The organism is Diaphorobacter aerolatus, from assembly GCF_014489535.1.
GTDB classification, from domain to species: Bacteria; Pseudomonadota; Gammaproteobacteria; order Burkholderiales; family Burkholderiaceae_C; genus Diaphorobacter_A; species Diaphorobacter_A aerolatus.
In genome coordinates this window covers 3,745,922-3,768,421 of record NZ_CP060783.1, presented here as the reverse complement: position 1 = coordinate 3,768,421, position 22,500 = coordinate 3,745,922, and the positions used below count along the sequence as shown (strand labels likewise).

Genomic DNA, 22,500 nt, shown 5'->3' with positions numbered 1-22,500 from the left:
CGCAAACAAGGAAGACGCTACGGGAGTTGCAATCTACGCAGCCTGCGATACAGCGTGCGCTCGCTGACGCCAAGCCGCGCCGCAAGCGCGCTGCGGCTCATGCGGCGGTCGGCGGCCAGTTCACTCAGCGCATCATCCGAGACCTCACGGGAGCGCATGACGACGGATGGCGGCGGCGGCTTGCTCAACACAGGCCCCGGCCCGGAAGGCCCGGTCGCCGCATGCAACTCCTCGGGCAGATGCTCTTCGCGAATCGCACCCCCATCGGCAAACAGGCGTGCGCGCGCTATCACGTTGCGCAACTCGCGCACATTGCCGGGCCACGCATGACCGACGAGACGCGCCATGGCCCCGGCGGTGACCGCGCGCGCCTTGCCGCCCGGCTCCTGCTGGCGCAGGAATGATTCGACCAGCAGCGGAATATCGCCGGGCCGTTCGCACAGCGCAGGCAGACGGATCGGCAAGGCATTGAGCCGATAGAACAGATCCTTGCGAAAACGGCCATCGCGCACCATCGCATCCAGCGGCAGGTGCGTGGCGGCCACCAGCCGCACATCCGCCTGCCGCGTCTCCACACTGCCCACGCGCCGGAACGTGCCGCTCTCAAGCAAGCGCAGCAGCTTGACCTGCAGCGCGAGCGGCACGTCGCCGATTTCATCGAGGAACAGCGTACCGCCATGAGCGGTCTCCACGAGCCCCACCTTGCGCACGTGCGCGCCGGTGAACGCGCCCTTTTCATGACCGAAGAGTTCGCTCTCGAACAGGTCATAGGGCAGCCCCGAGCAATCGACGATCACGAACGGTTCCTGCGCGCGCGTGCTGGCCTCGTGCACGGCCTGCGCGAACAATTCCTTGCCCGTGCCGGACTCGCCGAGCAGCAGCACCGGCAGGCGCGACGGCGCAATGCGCTGCACCGCAGAGAGCGCCTGATTGAAGGCCGGTGAACGCCCCACCAACTGCGCCTGTCCGGCAATCGGCGATGCATGGCGCAAGGTGTTCAGTCGTTCGACGAAGGCGACGATCTCGCCGTGCTCGTCCATGATCGGACGAAGCTCCACATCCACATGCTCCGGCCCGCGCGGCGTGTGATGTACGTGCAGCACACGGTCCGGCGCCCGCAACGCCCGCGCCTGCGCCATCGGGCAGTGCTCGCCCGACTGATCGCAAGGCGCGTCGTAGCCGTGCGAAACCCGAAAGCACTTCTGCCCGAGGAATGGCCTCGCGTCGGTGCCGAACTGCTGGCGATACGCGGCATTGCCCGCAAGGATGGTGTATTGCGCATCCAACACGATGGCGGGCTGAGCGTCATTCTCGAGAAACGAGATCAAGGCCTGAACCTGGGGTGCAGACGACGGCGACAACGACGGCGGCAATTGCGAACTGGGCTGTGGTTTGGCGGCTGATGCTGGCATGGCAGCCATTCTGACATATGGCAGATTAACTGCCATTTGGGAGTTAAAGACTGCCATTCGTTGCGCATCATCAAATATCCATGCCGCATGGAGACGATGGAAAGCTCGTTTCAAAACAATCACTTGCCTTGATTTCCAACAACTCAACAGATGCTGGCACGTTTATTGAATTGATTTAGGGCCTGTTCACACAACCCACGGGGTCGCGCAAGCCAGACAGGACCGCTCATGCCGCAGGGGCGGCCCTGTCTGGCTTGCCCGAAGGGTTGTGCAGTCTTGGGCGGTCTGCGGCGTTGCAGTCTCTCGCAAGGTACCTACCTTGCTTCGAGCCTGCGCCTTGCATCCCATCCCAAGACTGCACAACGCGATCCCCGTGCGTTGTGTGAACAGGCCCTAGATCACAGAACGTGAACATGCAAGAAAAACGCAATGATGAAACACCATCGACGCAACCGGCACCATGCGAATTGAGCACTTCTTCGACAAGGACAGCAGCACGTTCAGCTACATCGTGCTCGACGAGGCCAGCAATCACTGCGCCATCATCGACAGCGTGCTTGGCTACGACCCCAAGTCGGGCCGCACCTCGCGTGAAGGGGCCGAGCAGATCGTCGCTCGCGTCAACGAACTGGGTGCAGCCGTCGACTGGATTCTCGAAACCCACGTGCATGCCGACCATCTGAGCGCTGCGCCGTTCATCAAGTCGCAACTCGGCGGCCGCGTCGGAATCGGCGCGCACATCCGCACCGTGCAGAACGTGTTCGGGAAGCTGTTCAACGCAGAAGAAGGTTTCGCGCGCGACGGTCGCCAGTTCGATCATCTGTTTCGGGACGAGGAGCAGTTTGCGATCGGCAATCTGCAACTGCGCGCCATGCACACGCCCGGCCACACGCCCGCCTGCATGACCTACGTGGTGCAGGATGCCAATGCGCCCGAAGCCCCGCCGCCGCCTTCGTCGGCGACACGCTGTTCATGCCCGACTACGGAACCGCGCGCTGCGACTTTCCCGGCGGCAACGCGCGCACGCTGTTCCACTCGATTGCGCGCGTGCTCTCGCTGCCTCCCGAGACCATGCTCCACATGTGTCACGACTACCAGCCCGGTGGGCGCGAACTCCGATGGACGAGCACCGTTGCCGAGCAGCGCGCGAACAATGTGCATGTGCACGATGGCATCGAGGAAGACGCATTCGTCACCACGCGCGAGGCGCGCGACGCCACGCTCGCCATGCCCGTGCTGCTGCTGCCTTCCGTGCAGGTGAACATGCGCGCGGGCAACCTGCCTCCGGCCGAAGCCAACGGCATCCACTACCTCAAGATTCCGATCAACGCGCTGTGATTCGGGCAGCGTCCACAGCGCGTCCAAAACCATACAACAGGAGACCGTCATGGACATCAAGGCATTGAACAAGGAGCTGGCCGTCAGCGCGCAAATCACTGCGGCCGACCTGCCCGCCATTGCCGCCGCCGGCTACCGCTCCATCCTCTGCAATCGCCCCGACGGCGAGGCCGGCGATCAGCCGGGTTTCAACGAAATCGAACGCGCCGCGAATGCATCCGGCTTGCAGGCCGCCTATCTGCCGGTCGAATCCGGCAAGGTGACCGACGAGCAGGCTCAGCAGTTCGGCACGCAGCTTACGCAACTGCCCGGTCCAGTGCTCGCCTACTGCCGTACCGGCACACGCTCGGCAACGCTCTGGGCGCTGAGCCAGGCGCGCGCCCAGGCCCCGTCGCCACGATTCTGGAGACCGCGCGCAGTGCGGGCTACGACCTCTCGGGCGTGGTACGGCGCATCACCAACGGCGGGCGCACGCCGCTGGACGTGGTGGATGCGACGCACGACGTCGTCATCGTCGGCGCGGGCGCTGCGGGCATCTCGGTGGCGGCCAGCCTGCTCACGCGCAAGCCCGGCCTGGACATCGCCATCATTGATCCCGCCGACGTGCACTATTACCAACCCGGCTGGACCATGGTCGGAGCGGGCGTGTTTCCGCCGTCTCATACCGCACGCACCATGGCAAGCGTGCTGCCGCCGGGCGTGAAATGGCTCAAGGTCGCGGTGGCCGCGTTCGAGCCCGAACGCAATGCCGTGGTGCTCGATGGCTGCCGCGTAGTAAAGTACCAGCAGTTGGTGGTCTGCCCCGGCCTCAAACTCGACTGGAACGGCATCGAAGGGCTCGCCGAAACACTGGGACGCAATGGCGTCACGTCGAACTATCGCTACGACCTGGCGCCCTACACCTGGGAACTCGTGCAGCAGCTCAAGGGCGGCAAGGCCGTGTTCAGCCAGCCGCCCATGCCGATCAAGTGCGCGGGCGCACCGCAAAAGGCGATGTATCTCTCGGCCGATCACTGGAAGCGCGAGGGCGTGCTCAAGAACATCGACATCCAGTTCTGCAACGCCGGCGCCGTGCTGTTCGGCGTGGCCGACTACGTGCCCGCGCTCATGGAGTACGTGAAGGCCTACGACATTCATCTGCAGTTCTCGCACCAGCTCGTGTCGGTGAACGGCCCGCAGAAGGAGGCCACGTTCGCGCGCGCCCACGCGGACGGCAGCAAGGATCGCGTGACCCTGCCGTTCGACATGCTGCACGCCGTGCCGCCGCAGAAAGCGCCCGACTTCATCCGCGTGAGTCCGCTCGCCGATGCGGCCGGCTGGGTTGACGTCGATCCGTCCACATTGCGTCACAAGAAGTTCGAGAACATCTTCGCGCTCGGCGACTGCACCAACACCACCAATGCCAAGACCGCGGCGGCGGCGCGCAAGCAGGCGCCGGTGGTTGCCAACAACGTGCTGGTCGCGCGCGGCGTGCTCAACGGTCTGGCAAGCTACGACGGCTACGGCTCGTGCCCGCTGACGGTGGAGCGCGGCAAGATCGTGCTGGCCGAATTTCTCTACGGCGGCAAGCTCGCGCCTTCGTTCCCCAAGTGGCTGATCGATGGCACGCGGCCCTCGTCGCTCGCATGGCTGCTCAAGGAACGCATTCTTCCGCCTGTCTATTGGGATGGCATGCTCAAGGGCCGCGAATGGCTGGTGCAGCCGGTGCTTGCGGATGGCGTGAAGACCTGAGCGAATGAGCGGCTACCTGCTCAGCCTTCCGATGGGCTCGGGCGTGGGCATGGTGCTGGCGCTCACCCGCGCGGTTGGCGGCATTCTGGCGTCGCCGTGATGCTGTTTCTTCGCCGCATGGGCGTGATCGGCCAGCAAGGCATCGACAGATGTGCAAACGGGCCCTTTCGGGCCCGTCGGTGTTGAGGGCAGGAGCCGCATTCGACCCTCGCCAGTTGGCATTACTCCGTCGGCGTTTCCACGCGCCCGTCGGGATGTCTGGCAAAGCGCTTTTCCTTGCCATGCGTGTGCGCACGCGTAGGCCATGGCCAGCCGCCGAATTCGGTGCGCTGGAAGTCGTGCATCGCCTTCATCAGATCCTGCTCGGTCGTCAGGACGAATGGTCCGCGCGCCACCACCGGTTCACCAATCGGGCGGCCCTGAAGCAGCAGCACCTCAATGGTTTCGCTGCCCTCATTCTTGAGCGGCACGGGCTGATCGGACTGCAGCGTCAGCATCACGCGCTGATCGAAGCGGTTGTCGCCCACGGTCAGCGTCTTGCCGGTCGTGAGGTAGATCGCGCGATTCAGGCCCGCCACCGCCGCAGGCAGCGTGAGGCTTGCGCCCGGCTCCATCGTGACGATCCAGATCGCCACGTCGGCATTCGGCTCGCTCGCCCATGAGGCCTTGGGAGGACGCAGGGCCTTGGTCACGCCTTTGTCCGCCGTGCCATCGACGGGCGCATAGTCGCCCGCGACCACCTCGACCTCGCTGCGGCGTCCATTCGCATCGGTGCTCACCACATGCGGAATATCGTTGGCCCAGAACATCGTGAAATCCGGGTCGGCCATCTTGTTTTTGGCAGGCAGGTTCAGCCAGAGCTGGAACAGGTCGAGCGTGTTGCCCTTGTCCTCGTGCACCATCGGAAACATCTCGCCATGCTGCACACCCGCACCGGTGGTGAGCCACTGCACGTCGCCTTCGCCATAGCGCGCCGTCGCACCCAGCGAATCGGCGTGATCGACGAGACCCTTGCGCACGATGGTCACGGTTTCAAACCCGCGATGTGGATGCGCCGGAAAGCCCGGAACGGTGTCCCCGTGGTACATGTTCCAGCCGTCGCGGCGTGCGAAATCCATGCCGATGTCGCGGCCATTGAGCAGCGCCGCGTCCGGGCCTAGCTTGCCATTGCCTTCGGGATAGAGATCCTGGTGGTAGGCCCGAAGATGAAGGGATCAAGGCCGGGAAGGCGGCCTTCAATTGCTTGCGCACTCAGAATGAGTGGCTGGGGTTGGTTGTTGATTGCGTTCATGTGAATCAGCTCCTTTGTGAGGTGCAGTGAGTCGCTGCCCGGTCTGCATCCGTCGATAGGACATAGATGGTGCCGGCCGCGACGATTTCAAGACAATGCTATCAATTTGTATATATCAATCGTTTTGATATATCGCAAAGTATGGCACAGCCCGTTTGCGCCATGGCGAGTTCCAGCTCCGCGCGCAGCACATGCAGCATGTGCGCGACCCCGGGCATGCCGGCCACCGCGAGCGCATGAAGCTGAGGCCTGCCCACGAGCACCGTGGTCGCGCCAAGCGCAAGCGCCTTGACGATGTCGGTTCCGAACCGCACACCGCTGTCGAGGATCAGAGGCACATGGCTCGGCACGACCGCGCGGATGGCGGGCAGCACTTCGATGGGAGCGACCACGCCATCGAGCACACGCCCGCCGTGGTTGGAGACCACGATGGCGTCGGCGCCCATGGCGACCGCGCGGCTGGCCGCAGTCGGCGACAGAATGCCCTTGACGATGAGGGGCAGCGCCGTCTGGCTGCGCAGCCAGGCCAGATCGTCCCAATCCGGCGCCTGGGTTGCGAGTGGCGTGCCGAACACGATGTGTTCGCTCATCAGATCCGAGGTCTGGCGCGGCGGGCTTGCCGCGCCGCGCAGATTGACCGGATCGATACCCGGCGGCAGCGTAAATCGCGAGCGTTTGATGCCTGCGTCGACGGTCCACACCACGGCCTCGTAACCCGCATCTTCGGCGCGGCGCACAAGGCTCAGGGTGTCCTCGCGCAGCGGCTGGCTGTACAACTGGAAGTACAGCGATGCCCCGCGCCCCAGCTCGCGTCTGGCAGCCTGCGCGGCCTGGGCGATGTCTTCCATCGTGTGCGTGGCGAGCGTGCTCACCATCATGCCGGTCTGCATCGCCATCGCCGCGCGCACCGTCGCCAGTTCGCCCTGCGGATGCACCAGACGCTGATAGGCGACCGGCGCGAGCATGATCGGGCTCAGATGCTCGCTGCCCAGCAGTTGCGTGCGCGTATGCGCACCCGACAGATCGGCAAGCGGCTCGGGCAGCAGTTTCAGCGCATCGAATGCTTCGCGATTGCGCCTGAGCGACACCTCCCGGTCGGCTCCGCTCTGGAGGTGGTTCCAGGCATCGCGCTCCACATGCCGGATCGCGTGACGCTCGTAGTCGGGCAGCGAATGGATGTCGGCGGGAATGCGCTGGTGCGCGGGCAGCATGGGCTCGCCCAGGGCGGTGGACGGTGTCGGGTCTGAGAGCATGCCCGATGATAATTGTTCTTATTTTCCAATCGCGTCGATACCTCTATCGATCTTGGTTTTCAACCGTTCGCCAGCAGGAAAAACTCAGCGCGCCGCCGCCTTTGCCGCAGTGCGGGCGCTGACGCGCGAGCGCAGCGTATCCAGCAAATCCGCAGGCAGGAACTTGAAGGCCACCTGCAGCAGGAAATAGGCAATCAGCCCGTCGTCAAGCCACCCGAGCACGGGAATGAAGTCCGAGACGAAGTCCACCGGGCTCACGACATACAGCGCCGCCAGGACGGTCACCAGCTTGGCCGCATTCGGTGCACGCGGGTCGCGCAGCACGGCCCAGGCAAGCATGATTTCCTTGCGGAACATAGTGAACAGACGACCGAGCTTCCACATGGCAGGCACTCCCATCCAAAGAGAAAAGGACTAGGGCCTGTTCACCCAACGCACGGGGATCGCGTTGTGCAGTCTTGGGATGGGATGCAAGGCGCAGGCTCGAAGCAAGGTAGGTACCTTGCGAGAGACTGCAACGCCGCAGACCGCCCAAGACTGCACAACCCTTCGGGCAAGCCAGACAGGGCCGCCCCTGCGGCGTTGCGTTCCTTGCGCGGGTGCCTACCCGCGCGGCGTCACGCGCCTAGCATGAGCGGCCCTGTCTGGCTTGCGCGACCCCGTGGGTTGTGTGAACAGGCCCTTGCTGAAACCGTTTCAGCAAGTCCTTAACGTGTGGTCATCTGTGCGGATGACAAGAGGGGGCGATTATTTTTGTGGGCTGAGCATTGCAATGCCACCCATGTACGGGCGCAGCACCTCGGGGACGGTGACCGAGCCGTCGGCGTTCTGGTAGTTCTCGAGCACCGCCACCAGCGTGCGCCCCACGGCGAGTCCCGAGCCGTTGAGCGTATGCACCCACTCGTTCTTGCCCGCAGCGTTCTTGAAACGCGCCTGCATGCGGCGCGCCTGGAAGGCCTCGCAGTTGGAGATCGAGCTGATCTCGCGGTAGGCGTTCTGGCCCGACAGCCACACTTCGAGGTCATAAGTTTTGGTCGCGCCAAAGCCCATGTCGCCGGTCGAGAGCAGCATCACGCGATACGGCAGGCCGAGCTTCTGCAACACCGCCTCGGCGTGGCGGGTCATCTCCTCGAGCGCGTCGTAGCTCTTGTCGGGATGCACGATCTGCACCATCTCGACCTTGTCGAACTGGTGCTGGCGGATCATGCCGCGCGTGTCCCGACCGTAGCTGCCCGCCTCGGAGCGAAAGCACGGCGTGTGAGCTGTCAGGCGGATCGGCAGTTCGGCCTCAGCGACGATCACGTCGCGCATGAAGTTGGTGAGCGGCACTTCGCTGGTCGGAATCAGGTAGAGCGCCGTGTTGTCGGGCACGGGCTCGCCTTCCTGCCCGCCCTTTCGCGCCGCGAACAGATCGGCCTCGAACTTGGGCAACTGACCGGTGCCGCGCAGCGAATCGGTGTTGACCGCGTAGGGCACATAGCACTCGGTGTATCCATGCTCGCCGGTCTGCAGGTCGAGCATGAACTGCGAGAGCGCGCGGTGCAGTCGCGCAATGCCGCCCTTCATCACCGTGAAACGCGCGCCCGAGAGCTTCACGCCCATGTCGAAATCCAGGCCCAGCGGGGTGCCGACGTCGACGTGATCCTTCACCTCGAAGTCGAAGGCGCGCGGATCACCCCACTTGCGCACTTCCACGTTTGCATGCTCGTCGGCACCGACGGGAACGCTTTCATGCGGCAGGTTGGGCACGGCCTGCAGCATGCCGAGCATTTCCACCTGGATTTGGTCGAGGCGCGTGGCGGACGAGTCGAGTTCGCCCTTGAGCGCCGCCACTTCGGCCTTGGCCGCTTCCGCAGCGTCCTTCTCGCCCTTGCCCATGAGCATGCCCACCTGCTTGGACAGCGCATTGCGCCTGGCCTGCAACTCCTCGGTGCGCTTCTGTATCGTCTTGCGTTCGGATTCCAGAGACGTAAACGCCGGCACGTTCAGAAAGGTCTGCGGCTTTTTGCGGGTCTCGAGACGAGCGACGACCGAATCGAGGTCTTTACGGAGTTGGAGGATGTCAAGCATAGAGGGCGAATTTTAGACTGTTGTTGCAACAACGAACCGCACGCCGCAATGAGTACGACGCGCGGCACGCGCAGTTGAATGTGCGCTGACTTCCGGTCAGTCGATCAACTGGAGATGGATTCTGCGGTGAGATCGATCTCGGGCTCGGGCAGGCGCGTGGCGAGCACCTTGTCGATGGTCTTGCCATCCATGTCGACCACCTCGAAGCGCCAGTTCTCCCACTGCACGGCATCGGTTTCTGCGGGCAGCTTGCCCGTCAGGAACATCAGCATGCCGCTCAGCGTGTGATAACGGCCCCGATCCTCTTCGGGCACGCTGGCGAGATGCAGCCGATCCTTGAGTTCCGGCACGGGAATATGGCCATCGAGCAGCCAGCTACCATCTTCGCGCTCCATGGCCCAGGAGGTTTCGGGGTCGCGCGGCTGGAATTCCCCGGTGATGGCCTCGATCAAATCCTGCAGCGTGACGATGCCCTGCACCTCGCCGTATTCGTCGATGACGAAAGCCATCTGCACGTCGGACAGGCGAAACTCGTCGAGCAGCTCGAGACCGTTGATGGTCTCGGGCACATAGAGCGCGGCCTTGAGCGGCTGATCCGCCAGATCACGCGCGGCCGGATCACGCACCGCGCGGGCAAGCCACTGGCGCGCGTTGATCACGCCAAGCACGTTCTCCATGCTGCCGCGCACCACGGGAAAGCGCGCATGATCGGATTCCTCGACCAGCTTGAGGTTGGCTTCGAACGGGTCTTCGACATCCAGATAGACCACGTCGCCACGCGGAAGCATCAGCGATCCGATCTGGCGATCATCCAGGCGGAACACATTGCGCACCATCTGGTGCTCGTGCGTCTCGATCACTCCCGCGCTCGTGCCTTCGGCCAGCACGGCGTGGATTTCGGCTTCGGTCACGGCGCTGCTCGAGCCCTCCTTCACGCCGAGCGCGCGCAGCAGGAACTCGGTGGAACTCGCGAGCAGCCGCACGAACGGTTTGGTCGCAATGGCCAGCCAGTTGATCGGGCGCGCGACCAGGCGGGCGAGCGTCTCGGGATAGCTCTGGCCCAGGCGCTTGGGCACGAGTTCGCCGACGACGATGGAGAAATAGGTGATGATCACCACGACCAGACCGGTCGAGACATAGCCAGCCATCTTGGCCTCCATGCCCATCTTGACGAACCAGGCACCGAGCGGCTGCGCAAGCGCCGCCTCACCGACGATACCGTTGAGCACGCCGATCGAGGTGATGCCGATCTGGATGGTGGAGAGAAAACGCGTGGGATCTTCGCCCAGCTTGACGGCTGCCTTTGCGCCGCTGTCGCCCTCATCTATAAGTTTTTGCAGTCGCGTCTTGCGCGCAGAAACCAAGGCCAGCTCGGACATGGCAAACAAGCCATTGAGCAGGATGAGGGCGAAAAGTATTGCTATTTCCATGATCAGGGAGCCCGATGCACTCCCCCGGTGTAAAGAAGCCCAAATTGTATGAATTTGCGCATGCCGGGCTCGGACAGTACCCGAAGCGCAATACGGACATCATAGTGCGCGTAAGCGCGACGATGATGGTGGTTTTATGACAATGCGATCTAATCCTACAACCACTATAGCTTGAGCGCTATTAATAGATGAGTAGTCCCTCGGAGTCCAAGCATCCACGCCGTGCTCACAATATGCTCAAGCGCCCGTCTCTGGAGCCTTGCGCACCTCGATCTCCAGCCCCGTCGCGGCATCGATCTTGAGCCCCTTGGGCAGCGGAAATTTGAGCGTTTCTTCCACGCCATCCATCTTGCGGACCGAGGTCGCACCCAGCTCCTTGATGCGCGCAATCACCTCCTTGACCAACACCTCGGGCGCCGAGGCACCCGCCGTCAGTCCCACGCGGGCAATGCCGTCGAACCATTCGTGTCTGAGTTCTTCGGCACTGTCGATCATGTAGGCCGGCGTTCCCAGCCGCGCCGCCAGCTCGCGCAGACGATTGCTGTTGGAGCTTGTCGGGCTCCCGACAACGATCACCAGATCGACCTGCGGGCTCAGCACCTTGACCGCATCCTGGCGGTTCTGCGTCGCGTAGCAGATGTCCTGCTGCTTGGGCTCGCGGATGCTCGGAAAGCGCGCACGCACGGCCGCCGTGATCGCCGCCGCATCATCAACGGACAGCGTCGTCTGCGTCACGACCGCGAGACGCTCGGTCTGCGCAGGCGCCACCGTCGCGACGTCCTGCACGTCCTCCACCAAGTGAATGCCCTCGGAGAGCTGGCCCATCGTGCCCTCGACCTCGGGGTGCCCCTTATGGCCGATCATGATGAACTCGTAGCCCTCCTTGGCGAGCTTCGCGACTTCCACGTGCACCTTGGTCACCAGCGGGCAGGTCGCATCGAAAATCTGAAAGCCTCGCTCCTCGGCCTCGCGCTGCACGGCCTTGCTCACGCCGTGGGCGCTGAAGACCAGCGTAGCGCCGGGCGGAACCTCGTTCAGATCCTCGATGAAGATCGCGCCCTTGTTCTTCAAATCGTTCACGACGTAGGTGTTGTGCACGATTTCATGGCGCACGTAGATCGGGCGACCGAACTTCTGCAGCGCGCGCTCGACGATCTCGATCGCGCGATCCACACCGGCACAGAAGCCACGCGGCTCGGCGAGAACGATTTCCTGGGGTTTTTGCATGGGGCTGTCGTTTACTTTGTGTTCTGTTGAGGATCAGAGAACGCCGATCAGTTGCACCTCGAAGGTCACCGGCAGGCCGGCCAGCGGGTGGCTGAAATCGAACAGCACCGCGCCGTCGCTTTCCCGCACGTCGAGCACCGTGCCCGCAAAGGTGCCCGCGTTGTCGGGCGTGGGAAACTGCACCACATCGCCGACGGTGTATTGCTCCATCGGATCACCCAGATCATTGAGCACCTTGCGCGCCAGCCATTGTTTCATGTCCGGATTGCGCTCGCCGAAGGCCACACCAGCCGGCAACTCGAAGGTGGCACGCGTGCCCTCGGCCATGCCGATGAGCCTGGCCTCCACGGCCTCGGCCAGTTCGCCCGTGCCGAGCGTCAGTGTCGCGGGCTGGCCATCGAACGTGTTGATCACGTCCCCGGCAGGCCCCGACAGCCGATAGTGCAGCGTGAGAAAGGATCCGGCCTGCACGGTGGGCACGGAGGAATCGGTAGAGGGAGTGGAACTTGACATGAATGGCCTCGCTAAACAGCCGCCATTGTAAAAAATCGGGGATTCCCTTATCCCGGCGTTGGCCGTACCGACATGCCCCTCAAAGACCTGCCCACCGAGTCACGCCCCCGCGAAAAGCTGCTGGCACGCGGCCCGCAGGCCCTGTCAGACGCCGAACTGCTGGCGATCCTGCTGCGCACCGGCATTCAAGGCAAGGGCGTGCTGCAACTGGCGCAGGAGCTGATCGGCCTGCCCGCCCCAACCCCACGAGCATTCGCGAGCCGGCCAGCGAAGCCCAGCCAGCCGCCATTCCAACGGGCTTTGTCGGCATATCCGCCCTGCTGAACGCCAGCGACGGCGATCTCAAGCGCATCAAGGGCCTGGGTCCCGCCAAGCGCGCGGAACTCATCGCCGTCCTCGAACTCGCCCGCCGCGCCATGAAGGAACAACTGAGCCGTGACACGGTGTTTGATTCGCCGCAGAGCGTCAAGCAATTCCTCTTGCTACAGCTCGCCGCCAAACCGCACGAAGTCTTCGCCGTCCTGTTCCTGGACAGCCAGAACCGCCTGATCACCATGGAAGAACTGTTTCGCGGCACCCTGACCCAAAGCAGCGTCTACCCGCGCGAGGTGGTCATCCGCGCCCTGCACCACAACGCCGCCGCCGTAATCCTCGCCCACAACCACCCGAGCGGCAAGGTCCAGGCCAGCGCGGCAGACATCCAGCTCACCCAATTGCTCAAATCGGCACTGGCCCTGGTCGACGTGCGCGTGCTCGATCATTTCATCGTCGCCAAGGGCGTAGCACTGTCGATGGCAGACGACGGAACGATGTAAGCCAAAAGTGATTGCCCCGCCAGGGGCGATCCCTCCCCTCCGAACCAAACCGCATAACCACCACCTCAGCCCGTGCCACCCAAGGCACGAGCAACGCGAAGTGCCGAGCACTCCTCCCCGCATTCCACTGACTCGCGGGGTTGTCCGAACGGAGCGCGTCAGCGCAGAGTGAGTTCCACCGCGTGACTTCAAAGCGCGTTTTGATTACTTTTTGAGCGCAAGCAAAAAGTGATTGCCCTGCCGGGGCAGCCCGTGCCAATCAAAGGCACGAGCAACGCGAAGTGCCGAGCACTCCTCCCCGCATTCCACTGACTCGCGGGGTTGTCCGAACGGCGCGCGTCAGCGCAAAGTGAGTTCCACCGCGTGACTTCAAAGCGCGTTTTTGATTACTTTTTGAGCGCAAGCAAAAAGTGATTGCCCCGCCGGGGGCAGTCCCGGCCTCCAACCTCAACCCCTTAGCACCCCACCCACTTAAGCCGCCCAGTTACCCCTCTTCCCCAAACCCCACCCGCATGCGGTACAAACACCATTGCCCGGTTTGTGCCATGTCAAACATCAAAATCCGTTCCCTCGCCGATCTCAAGACCTTGCGCAACGCCATCGCAGAGGCCACCGCCCGCGAAGCCGAGCGCCAACGCGCGCTCGCGGAAGCGCAGCGCAAGGCACAGCGCGAGCACAACCTGTTTCGCAACGCGGTCGGAACGGTCCAGGCCCTGCGCGGCCAGAACGACCGCTTGTGGCACACGCCCGAGCCTCCCGAACCCCTGCCCGTACAGCGCGAGCTGGATGAAGAACGCGTGTTGCGCGAGTCGCTGAGCGACGCATTCGATGTCAGCACCCTGCTTGACACCGACGACCAATTGAGCTTTCGCCGCCCAGGCATCGGCGCCGACGTCACTCGCAAACTGCGCTCGGGCCAGTGGAGCATCCAGCGCCAGCTCGACCTGCATGGCCTGCGCACCGAAGAGGCGCGCGAGGCACTTGGCGAATTCATCCGCCTTTCGTTCCGCACCGGCATCCGCTGCGTGCGCGTGGTACACGGAAAAGGTCTGGGCTCGCCCGGAAAGACGCCCGTACTCAAGGGCCGCGTGCAAAGCTGGCTGGTACAGAAAAAGGAAGTACTGGCGTTTGTACAGGCCCGCCCGCGGAGGGTGGCGCCGGGGCGCTGGTGGTGCTGCTTCAGCCTCAGCAGCGCAAGGGATCCTCACCACGAATCGGATCGAAGCACAGATAACAACGCGGAATTGGGTGGTCTGCCGCATTGAAAATCCTCTCGATGGATATGGCTATCAGACGACGGTTCGCGCGCTACGACCAGCCTCAATCAGTCAAGCCTTGCCCCAAGGCTGATGATTTACTGCCATCGCTCAGTTGAACGATGCGCGAGTCCAAACGAGTTAATTAATTACTCAAAGCACAGGGATGCATAAATCCCCGAGTAATATCCACCTCAATATCCTCAGCATTCTCCGCAAAATACAAAATAACGCGATAGAAAGTCGCCCAATTTTCGCATTTAAGCTCACCCACAACAATGAAGATTCGATTCTCCATCAGGGCGCATCAATAATCAAACAATCTCTTCTCCAAATAAATACCTATAAATACTCACAAGCGCGTTTAAAGTCTAAAGCTTTAGATGATAAAAATCAAACCAATACGGTTGATATTTTTTTCACAACCTTATTCACAATACATAATTTCACGTTCGAAAAATAGTCGATTGGCATCGGTGCAAGAATACAACTATAAATCCATTTACCGGGATACCGTAGACCATTCAATTGACTCATAAACCAATATGCATCTGACTTTATGGTAATGCCATCATATTTTCGCGGAATCACTATTGATGATTGAAGTACAGCGTCAACTGTGGCATTTAGTGCCGCTCATGCTTCTTTGTTACTTTTTTACAGGAGGTCTGCTTCTCAGACTTATCACCAAAGCCGCCAAACCTCTCAAGGACTATACCCATCAGCCTCGCGTGAGCATTTTGCTGCCGGTATACAACGAGGGGATGCATGTCCTCGAGACAATCAACAGCGTTCTCAATGCGGATTGGCCCACAGATAAACTGGAGATCGTGGCCATTGATGATTGTAGTGTTGATGACTCTTATGATTACCTATTGAAAGCTCAGTCCAAGCACCCTCATCATATTCAAGTGCTGAGAAATTCCGTCAACTCAGGAAAGCACATCAGCATAATCAACGCTCTTGCGCGTTCCAATGGCGAGATCGTGATTTGCATCGACAGCGATTGTATTTTCGATACCAAAGTGATTCGCGAACTGGTTGCATGTTTCTGCGACCCGAAAGTAGGCGCTGTGGGCGGGCACATCGGCATCCTCAATGTCAACGAAAACATTTTCACACTCTGCCAGACGCTTGTGTATTTCATGACCTTCCAGGTAGGAAAGATGATTCAGAACGTGCACGGGCGCGTGTTCTGCATCAGTGGGTGCCTGTTTGCAATGCGCCGCGAGGTATTTTTGTCAGTCGCGTCGCAGGTTCGCGCGCGAAACTGGTTCGGGATGAAGGTGCGAGATGGCGAAGATCGATTTATGACTCACATGATTCTTATGCGAGGATGGAAAACTCTGATCAATCCGGCAGCGATATGCTGGACTTCTGCACCTACACGGTTTAATGAGTTGTTTGGGCAACAACTGCGTTGGCGCAGGTCTGCAATGCGGGACACATTTTGGACTTTGATGCGATTGCCTCAGCATTTCCAAATCATGGGGGTTCGCGCAGCAGCCGTCGCAATCATTCCTGAACTACTCATCATAATATGGGCATTATATCTGATTACAGCCATTCCCATGGCGGGGCTAGGACATACTCTTGATGTACTTGCAATTTCTTTTTTGATGTTCTGTTCTTTTTTTGTTGTCACAGCACTTGTTTATAACCGATCCATTCAAACCATAGCCACCGGTTCCGTGCCAATCAAATACCCAATAAAGGCTCTTCTCGGGGAGCATGGTTCATGATGGATTCCGTTATCATCACGCTACTAGCTCTTTGCACATTTGATATCGGCTCATGGGGCACCCGTGAAATATCTTCCGCACCTTGAATTCCTGATAACGTTTCTCAAGACGATTTACCGTCCAAATTAATAAATCTCATATATTTTCTTCCGCCATTGACGGATAAGCGTCGTGCGCTTTATCGAAATTTTTCCCCGATGACTGTATTTCAAAAAATATTCCTGCAATCGTATCGAACCTTGGCAGCTGCGATACTCATAACCGTGCTTTTGGTCGCTTCATCTTATTTCTTTACCATAATTCTTTATTCAGCCAATCGCACATGGGTCGCACCCATCATTCTCACAAAAGCGTCTCCGCGGGTCATGGCTACAGGCGCAGAAGCATTTCGAGCACGCCAAGGACTCGCAACGCTGCAAATTGCGAGTGAAAGCCTGAGGCGCGAAATCGCTGTCATCGATGAGCAAGCCATCGCCGTGGGGAACTTGATGGCTCGCTATGACCTGGCACTGCGGGAAGAAACTGTGGCGAATGCGGCATTCGTCAAATCAATTAGCCAATTGAAATCGTCCAAAATGGCCGATGACTACCGTGCCAGCACCATTCTCGCGGCAAGCAAGGCGACAGAACAAAGCATTGATCAGGAATTGGCGGCCGGACTGATTACCAAGGAGGTCGCCGCGCGTGCTCGAGCTCAGGTTGTTTCAATGGAAAGTAACGTTACCTCAGCCAAATTGGGGACGGTCGCGCTCAGCCAACAAATTCATGATCTCAACAGCGGTATCGACACCATGCGCGGTGATGCAAAATCGAGCAAGGCATTGGAGTCTCAATCGCGCGTCGCAACACTCAAACAACAACTTGCCGCACTGGAAATCCAGAGGTTTCGAAACAACGCCGAACTGAAAAACAAGAATACAGAAATCCAGGAACTTCAAGCCATTGTGGACACGGTCGAGGCCACACCTTACTTTCGCATTGCACAAGACAACGAATTGTCCGCCCTATTTGCGTTCGTGCCCTACGAAAACGAATCCGCCGTTGCGATGGGCAAAGCCATATATTCTTGCTGGGCTAAGGTCGTAGCCTGCGCTCGCGTCGGCACTGTCAAATGGATAGGTAGCGACGAAGAAAAGGGCTTTCACCCCATATTTCAGCGTGATATTCGCGGTTTTCTCATCCAGCTTGATCTCGAAAACCCGTCTGCTGCGAAAGAGCAGGTTCTCTTTCTCGGTTCGGCCCCATTGTTTCTTTGAATATCCAAAGAGGGGTGAATCTCAATGAAAAAAATTTCTCGTCGCTGTCGAAAAATCGTAATGTCAGCACCAATGGCATTGATTTTTTTGACCACTACGGCCCAAGGCCACGCCTCCGAAATTGACACGTTCTGCCAATTGTCCGAAGCACAGTCCAAGGCCACCAGTGCGTTGCTTGCATCGCCGGATGTCTTCACAAGTATCGGTGACCCGGTCACAGCGGAACGCTCTATGACCGTCGGGGTGCGTCACTCGTGGATGCGACATCAACGTGCGAAACTCACCACTCAGTTGGCCTTGGCGGAGTGCAATGCCTACCGCAGCGAGAGGCAATTGCTTGAGCAGGTTGGCCAAGCCGAAGCGCGAGCAGAGCTCCTTTCGATCATTCGCGCCGAAGACAAATGGCAACATGCGCTGACCTCAGCTCAGACGAATCTGCGATGGGAGCAAGAACTTCTGATGGCCCAGCAATCTCGTCTCACCGACGTGAAGGCCGCTTTCGATCAGGTCGAAATGGTGCGCCGCGAAATAGCCACGGCACGCGTACGCAAGGTTCATGCTCAGTCCCTGCTACCCGAGGCTGAAGAGCCCATTCAAGTGCTATTGGAGCGAGCAGTAAACGCTCGCGCGCAGGTCGTGGATCTTGGCGCGCGTTTGAATCGTCCAAACGCGTGGGACGTGAGCTACGCAGCCGGAATGCGGACCAATCTGAATTCCAGCAACAGACAGGGCTTTGTCGCCGTAACAGCATCCTGGAATATCGGGCAGGCCGAATCGGAACGCGCAAGCGCTCGTGTCGTTGAATTGACTACCCAATGGTTGCGTGAAAAACATGGTGACCAGACTCAAACGTTCTTGCGTGCAAAGGAGGCCGTACTAGGTCGGATCTCCGCAGGAGAACTTCTGCTCGAAAGTTATCAGGCCCGTCAAGAACTACTCACCTCCGCTCAGTTGCGTCTCGCGTCGGTATCGACGACCGACGGCGAACGGATGAAACGGAGCATGGCGGTAGAGCAATACATCCTGCACGCACAGATTGCGAGCGCGCAATCACAACTCGATTACCTGAAAGCATGGATGACACGAAATGGTCAATGATTCTGATACCACTATGAGCTTGCCATACGCCGCCTCACCCGACTTCCAAACCGAAAGCATTTCCAACCGTATCGCGGTGGTCGGGCTCGGATATGTCGGCGCACCGCTTGCGTTTGCGCTGGCCGAACATTTCCCGGTCATTGGATTCGATGTCAAAAAATCACGCATTGAGGCACTAGCGACCTGCCAGGACGACACCGGCGAATTGACTCCCGAAGCGATGAATACAAGGTTCGAAATGCTCATCACATCGGACGCGGACGCGCTGTCGCAGGCGCATGTATACATCATCACCGTGCCCACGCCCGTCAAAGAAGGCCACGTTCCCGACATGAGCCACGTGCTGAGCGCCACACGTATCGTGGCTCAGCAAATGCGCAAAGGCTCCGTCGTGGTCTACGAAAGCACGGTATACCCAGGTGCGACCGAGGAAGAGTGCCTGCCGTTGCTGTGCGCAACCTCTGGATTTTCGTATCCGGCGGATTTTTCCATCGGCTATTCGCCGGAGCGCATCAATCCCGGAGACCGGGTGCATACGCTGCACAACACTGTCAAGGTGGTCTCTGCGGACAGGCCCGAAACCTTGCGCCTGCTGTCAAGCATCTACGGGCGCATCACCGAGGTGTATGCCGCGAGCACGATCAAGGTCGCAGAGGCCGCGAAGATTCTGGAGAACACGCAGCGCGACGTGAACATCGCCGTCATGAACGAGGTCAGCCAGCTCTTTTCGCGGCTTGGTATCGACACGCACGAGGTGCTCGAAGCGGCGGGAACCAAGTGGAACTTCATGCCGTTCAAGCCCGGGCTCGTGGGTGGCCACTGCATCTCGGTGGACCCTTACTACCTGAGCCACAAGGCCGCCGTGGAAGGCTATCCCGCCAAGCTGATTCTTGCAGCGCGCGAGACCAATGATTCGATGGCGGGGTTTCTCGTCAATCAACTGATCAAGCGCCTCGCGCTCGAGGGGCTCATGCGCCCGGGCGTCATGGTCACCGTTCTCGGTGCATCCTTCAAGGAAGATGTGCCCGACATCCGCAATTCGAAAATTGCGGACATCGTGAAGGAACTTCGCAGATACGGCATCACGACGCAGGTCGCCGATCCGCACGCCGATCCGGTCGAGTTCAGGCACGAATACGGCTTCGATCTCATCGACATCGAGCAATTGAGGCCGGCCGACGCCGTCATGCTGAACGTGCCGCATCTGGCTTTCAAAAATATGGCGCTGTCGCTCGAACGACTCATCGAACGCCTGACAAAAACGGACGGGCGCTATGTCGTCATGGACCTCAAGGCGGTGCTCGACCGCTCAAGCCTTTCGGCCAACGCATGCCTTTGGCGTCCGTAAAAACGGAAATCGCAGCGCCGCCTTGAAAGAAAAAAGAACAAACCGCCGGTCATCATGACCGGCGGTTTGTTCGCAAGTCCGTCGCGGACTTGTTACTTGGACAGATCGAGCTTGTACTTCGACGTGCCCTTGCCCGAACCGTCGTCGGCGGCGAGCAAGGTCACGTTTGCCAGGCCTGCCGCCTGCGCGACGCTCAGTGCGCCTGCGCCGGAGCTGAATACCACGTCACCGGCGGTCGCCACTTGCGTGAACTTCCAGCTCTTTGCGTTTCCGTTGGTGTTGCGCGTGATGCTGGCGTTCTTCTTCACGTAGTCGATCACCACATCGCGGTTCGCGTCGGGCGATGCCCAGATGGTGGACGAACCGTCGAGCTTGGGAATGAAGCTCTTGCCGCTGGTCGCGCGGTAGTTGTTGGTTGCGATCACGAACTCCTTGGCCGCCTCGATGGGTTTGCCCAGGTAGGTGAGGTTCTTGATGCGGCTGCCGACGGGTTGCGTCACGTCGATTTGGTACTGCACGTCGGGCGTGGTGAACATATCGAAGTTGTAGCCCGGAAAGGTACTGATGAGCTGCTGCTCACCGGTCTTCGCGGGGTCGATCTGGTTGAAGCGCTTGGCAGCGGCCTCGAGCCAGTCCTTGATGTCGCCGCCGTTGACCTTCACCGCGTAGACCGTGTTCGGATAGAGGTACAGATCGGCCGCGCTCGAGATCGACAGCGAGCCCGCAGCCACGTCGGTGTAGTCCGCCGCGCCCTGGAATCCCGACTTGAACGGCGCACTCACCGAAAGCACCGGCAGATCCTTGTACTGCGGCAGATTCGACTGGATGTACGCGGCCACGTAGTCGCGCTGCGCCTGGTTCACCAACTGGATCGCGCCCGGGTCGCCGACGTCTGCGAACAGCGTGCTCATGCGGAAATCGGTGGTGCCGATTGGTGTCTTCACGTACGTGATCGCCGCCTGATGCTGCGGCTCGATCAGCGGCGCAATCGTTGCATCGGCGTCCACGTAGACTGCCTTACCGGCTGCGTCCTTGCCACTCTGGATGTTGCGCAACTCGCTCTTGCTGGCCGTCTTGTCCACGCTCCACGCCTTGCCATCCCACTTGAGCGACAACTGGATCACGCCCAGCGCCTTGCCCCAGGAACTGGCCATCACCGCAGGCACGCCATTCACGGTGCCCGCCTTGTTGTCCACACCGGTCAGCGTGAATGCGGGTGTGGCCGCCGTGTCGGGGAACACGCCGTGCTGATGGCCCATCACCATCGCGTCGATGCCGGGGACCTTGGACAGGTGCAGGCCGGGGTTCTCCATCGTCGCGGAGTAGGCCGTCCCGTCGAGCCCGCCGTGCAGCAGCGCCACGACGATCTGTGCACCGTTCTTCTTCAGCTCCGGCAGGTACTGCTGAGCCGCCTCCACCGCGCCCTGCGTGTAGACCTTGTTTTCCAGATAACGCTTGTCCCAGTTCATGATGCCGGGAGTGGTGAAGCCGATCACACCGATCTTGATCGGCAGCTTGACGTCCTTGCCATCCTTGTCCTTGGCGACGACCGTGCGCTCCAGGATGGTGTAGGGCTGCACCAAGGGCTTCTTGCTCTTGCTGCTGTAGACGTTGGACAGAACGGTCGCATAGCCGTTGCCCGAGCACTTCTGCTTGGCATCGACCCCTTCCACGTCCATTCCACCGCCGAGTACCTGATTGAGAAACGGCAGGCCGTAGTTGAATTCGTGATTGCCTAGCGTGCCGGCGTCAAAGCCCAGCGCGCCCATGGCCTTGTACATCGAGAGCTGCTGCGTGCACGGAATCGTCTTGACGACGGCTTCGTAGTCGGCCAGCGCCGTGCCCTGGATCGTGTCGCCGTTGTCCACCAGCAGCGTGTTCGGAAACTCCTTGCGCGCCGCGCGCACCAGCGTGGCCGTGCGCTCAAAGCCGTAGCTCTTGTCTTCGGCGAGCTTGAAATAATCATAGCTGCGCACGTTGAAGTGCAGATCGGTCGTGCTCAGCACGGCCAGTCTGGCGGTTGCGGGCTGGGTCTGTGGATCGACGTCATGATCGCTGCTGCCGCAGGCGGCGAGCACCACGGAGGCCGCAGCAGCGGCAATAACATGGCGACGATGGAGCGCTGATGAGGGGTGCGACATAAAGATGGACTCTGCAATTCAAAAGTCCAGAGTCTGGTCAGCAGATTTGACACGTGCATGACGTTGTTTTGATGCGAACCGTCGCCCGAGGCCGTCGCGCTGGCCGCCAACACAGGTCGAACGCGGGCCTACCGGTTGCGCATCCAGTCCGCCGTGCCCATGAAGCTCTGGTTGAGCCGCTCGCGCAGATCGTCGGGCACGCCGGTCTCCTCCATCGCCTGATTCATGCAGGCGACCCACTGATCCCGCTCCTGAATGCCGATGGCAAACGGAAAATGCCGCATACGCAGACGCGGGTGACCAAAGCGCTCCTGGTAGTAGTCCGGGCCGCCGAGCCAGCCGCAGAGAAACCAGAACAGTTTCTGCCGCGCATCATCGAGTGCTGGCCCATGCGCCGCGCGCAATTCCTTGTAAACGGGCTCCAGATCCATCAGGTCGTAGAAGCGCGTGACCAGCGCCTGCACCTTGGCTTCGCCGCCAATCCATTCAAAGGGCGTGACGGGAGAAGCGTTGGGATCGATGGCTTCGTCGGACATACGAAAATAGAAAGAAAAATCTGCGCTGGAAACCGGTGATTGT

General features: G+C 60.4%; 15 protein-coding genes and 4 pseudogenes. 8 read left to right on the top strand and 11 right to left on the bottom strand.

Annotated elements, in window-relative coordinates; genetic code table 11:
- Nucleotides 1-17 precede the first annotated feature (17 nt).
- Nucleotides 18-1,412 carry a sigma-54 interaction domain-containing protein gene (locus H9K75_RS17505; RefSeq protein WP_187723581.1) on the bottom strand — a complete coding sequence of 465 codons (1,395 nt, stop codon included), beginning with the start codon at nt 1,410-1,412 and terminating at the stop codon, nt 18-20.
- A 460-nt stretch (nt 1,413-1,872) separates the two neighbouring features.
- On the opposite strand from H9K75_RS17505, the pseudogene H9K75_RS17500 reads away from it, so the two are divergent.
- Nucleotides 1,873-2,750: pseudogene (locus H9K75_RS17500) on the top strand (MBL fold metallo-hydrolase).
- A gap of 49 nt (nt 2,751-2,799) precedes the next feature.
- A pseudogene (locus tag H9K75_RS17495) lies at nt 2,800-4,481 on the top strand (TIGR01244 family sulfur transferase).
- A gap of 221 nt (nt 4,482-4,702) precedes the next feature.
- On the opposite strand, the gene H9K75_RS17490 reads toward H9K75_RS17495, so the two are convergent.
- From H9K75_RS17490 to H9K75_RS17460, 8 genes are all read right to left on the bottom strand, one after another.
- Nucleotides 4,703-5,599 carry a pirin family protein gene (locus tag H9K75_RS17490; RefSeq protein WP_226858291.1) on the bottom strand — a complete coding sequence of 299 codons (897 nt, stop codon included), beginning with the start codon at nt 5,597-5,599 and terminating at the stop codon, nt 4,703-4,705.
- Nucleotides 5,600-5,637: 38 nt separating this feature from the next.
- The gene (locus H9K75_RS24860) at nt 5,638-5,772 is read right to left on the bottom strand and encodes a hypothetical protein (RefSeq protein WP_264293845.1); all 135 of its coding nucleotides are present in this window, start codon (nt 5,770-5,772) and stop codon (nt 5,638-5,640) included.
- A 101-nt stretch (nt 5,773-5,873) separates the two neighbouring features.
- Nucleotides 5,874-7,025, bottom strand: coding sequence for an alpha-hydroxy acid oxidase (locus tag H9K75_RS17485; protein WP_226858290.1), 1,152 nt, complete (start codon nt 7,023-7,025; stop codon nt 5,874-5,876).
- A gap of 84 nt (nt 7,026-7,109) precedes the next feature.
- On the bottom strand, nt 7,110-7,409 hold the full coding sequence (locus H9K75_RS17480) for a YkvA family protein (RefSeq protein WP_187723580.1): 300 nt from the start codon (nt 7,407-7,409) through the stop codon (nt 7,110-7,112).
- A gap of 363 nt (nt 7,410-7,772) precedes the next feature.
- Entirely contained in the window at nt 7,773-9,095 is a 1,323-nt protein-coding gene (serS, locus tag H9K75_RS17475; protein ID WP_187723579.1) for a serine--tRNA ligase, read from the bottom strand.
- Between the two features lie 104 nt (nt 9,096-9,199).
- On the bottom strand, nt 9,200-10,525 hold the full coding sequence (locus tag H9K75_RS17470) for a hemolysin family protein (protein WP_187723578.1): 1,326 nt from the start codon (nt 10,523-10,525) through the stop codon (nt 9,200-9,202).
- A gap of 237 nt (nt 10,526-10,762) precedes the next feature.
- Nucleotides 10,763-11,752 carry a 4-hydroxy-3-methylbut-2-enyl diphosphate reductase gene (gene ispH, locus H9K75_RS17465; protein WP_187723577.1) on the bottom strand — a complete coding sequence of 330 codons (990 nt, stop codon included), beginning with the start codon at nt 11,750-11,752 and terminating at the stop codon, nt 10,763-10,765.
- A 33-nt stretch (nt 11,753-11,785) separates the two neighbouring features.
- A complete protein-coding gene (locus H9K75_RS17460) occupies nt 11,786-12,265 on the bottom strand; it encodes an FKBP-type peptidyl-prolyl cis-trans isomerase (RefSeq protein ID WP_187723576.1) in 480 nt (159 codons plus the stop codon).
- Between the two features lie 72 nt (nt 12,266-12,337).
- On the opposite strand from H9K75_RS17460, the pseudogene radC reads away from it, so the two are divergent.
- From radC to H9K75_RS17430, 6 genes and pseudogenes are all read left to right on the top strand, one after another.
- Nucleotides 12,338-13,080, top strand: a pseudogene (radC, locus tag H9K75_RS17455) (RadC family protein).
- 512 nt (nt 13,081-13,592) lie between these two features.
- Nucleotides 13,593-14,314 (top strand): annotated as a pseudogene (locus tag H9K75_RS17450) (Smr/MutS family protein).
- Nucleotides 14,315-14,932: 618 nt separating this feature from the next.
- Nucleotides 14,933-16,078, top strand: coding sequence for a glycosyltransferase (locus tag H9K75_RS17445; RefSeq protein WP_187723575.1), 1,146 nt, complete (start codon nt 14,933-14,935; stop codon nt 16,076-16,078).
- Between the two features lie 197 nt (nt 16,079-16,275).
- Entirely contained in the window at nt 16,276-17,334 is a 1,059-nt protein-coding gene (locus H9K75_RS17440; RefSeq protein WP_226858289.1) for a hypothetical protein, read from the top strand.
- A gap of 24 nt (nt 17,335-17,358) precedes the next feature.
- A complete protein-coding gene (locus H9K75_RS17435) occupies nt 17,359-18,432 on the top strand; it encodes a hypothetical protein (RefSeq protein WP_187723573.1) in 1,074 nt (357 codons plus the stop codon).
- Between the two features lie 13 nt (nt 18,433-18,445).
- Nucleotides 18,446-19,780 carry a nucleotide sugar dehydrogenase gene (locus H9K75_RS17430; RefSeq protein ID WP_187723572.1) on the top strand — a complete coding sequence of 445 codons (1,335 nt, stop codon included), beginning with the start codon at nt 18,446-18,448 and terminating at the stop codon, nt 19,778-19,780.
- Nucleotides 19,781-19,872: 92 nt separating this feature from the next.
- On the opposite strand, the gene H9K75_RS17425 is transcribed toward H9K75_RS17430, so the two are convergent.
- Together H9K75_RS17425 and H9K75_RS17420 are read right to left on the bottom strand one after the other, a co-directional pair.
- Nucleotides 19,873-21,921 (bottom strand): bifunctional 2',3'-cyclic-nucleotide 2'-phosphodiesterase/3'-nucleotidase, encoded by a 2,049-nt coding sequence (locus tag H9K75_RS17425; RefSeq protein WP_187723571.1) that lies wholly within the window; start codon nt 21,919-21,921, stop codon nt 19,873-19,875.
- 128 nt (nt 21,922-22,049) lie between these two features.
- A complete protein-coding gene (locus H9K75_RS17420) occupies nt 22,050-22,457 on the bottom strand; it encodes a group II truncated hemoglobin (RefSeq protein ID WP_187723570.1) in 408 nt (135 codons plus the stop codon).
- Nucleotides 22,458-22,500: the final 43 nt, after the last annotated feature.

Excerpts from the sequence above, each read along its gene's own strand:
- H9K75_RS17505 (WP_187723581.1), bottom strand. The coding sequence starts at position 1,412 with ATGCCAGCATCAGCCGCCAAACCACAGCCCAGTTCGCAATTGCCGCCG.
- H9K75_RS17490 (WP_226858291.1), bottom strand. The coding sequence starts at position 5,599 with ATGGATTTCGCACGCCGCGACGGCTGGAACATGTACCACGGGGACACC.
- H9K75_RS24860 (WP_264293845.1), bottom strand. The coding sequence starts at position 5,772 with ATGAACGCAATCAACAACCAACCCCAGCCACTCATTCTGAGTGCGCAA.
- H9K75_RS17485 (WP_226858290.1), bottom strand. The coding sequence starts at position 7,025 with ATGCTCTCAGACCCGACACCGTCCACCGCCCTGGGCGAGCCCATGCTG.
- H9K75_RS17480 (WP_187723580.1), bottom strand. The coding sequence starts at position 7,409 with ATGTGGAAGCTCGGTCGTCTGTTCACTATGTTCCGCAAGGAAATCATG.
- serS (WP_187723579.1), bottom strand. The coding sequence starts at position 9,095 with ATGCTTGACATCCTCCAACTCCGTAAAGACCTCGATTCGGTCGTCGCT.
- H9K75_RS17470 (WP_187723578.1), bottom strand. The coding sequence starts at position 10,525 with ATGGAAATAGCAATACTTTTCGCCCTCATCCTGCTCAATGGCTTGTTT.
- ispH (WP_187723577.1), bottom strand. The coding sequence starts at position 11,752 with ATGCAAAAACCCCAGGAAATCGTTCTCGCCGAGCCGCGTGGCTTCTGT.
- H9K75_RS17460 (WP_187723576.1), bottom strand. The coding sequence starts at position 12,265 with ATGTCAAGTTCCACTCCCTCTACCGATTCCTCCGTGCCCACCGTGCAG.
- H9K75_RS17445 (WP_187723575.1), top strand. The coding sequence starts at position 14,933 with ATGATTGAAGTACAGCGTCAACTGTGGCATTTAGTGCCGCTCATGCTT.
- H9K75_RS17440 (WP_226858289.1), top strand. The coding sequence starts at position 16,276 with ATGACTGTATTTCAAAAAATATTCCTGCAATCGTATCGAACCTTGGCA.
- H9K75_RS17435 (WP_187723573.1), top strand. The coding sequence starts at position 17,359 with ATGAAAAAAATTTCTCGTCGCTGTCGAAAAATCGTAATGTCAGCACCA.
- H9K75_RS17430 (WP_187723572.1), top strand. The coding sequence starts at position 18,446 with ATGAGCTTGCCATACGCCGCCTCACCCGACTTCCAAACCGAAAGCATT.
- H9K75_RS17425 (WP_187723571.1), bottom strand. The coding sequence starts at position 21,921 with ATGTCGCACCCCTCATCAGCGCTCCATCGTCGCCATGTTATTGCCGCT.
- H9K75_RS17420 (WP_187723570.1), bottom strand. The coding sequence starts at position 22,457 with ATGTCCGACGAAGCCATCGATCCCAACGCTTCTCCCGTCACGCCCTTT.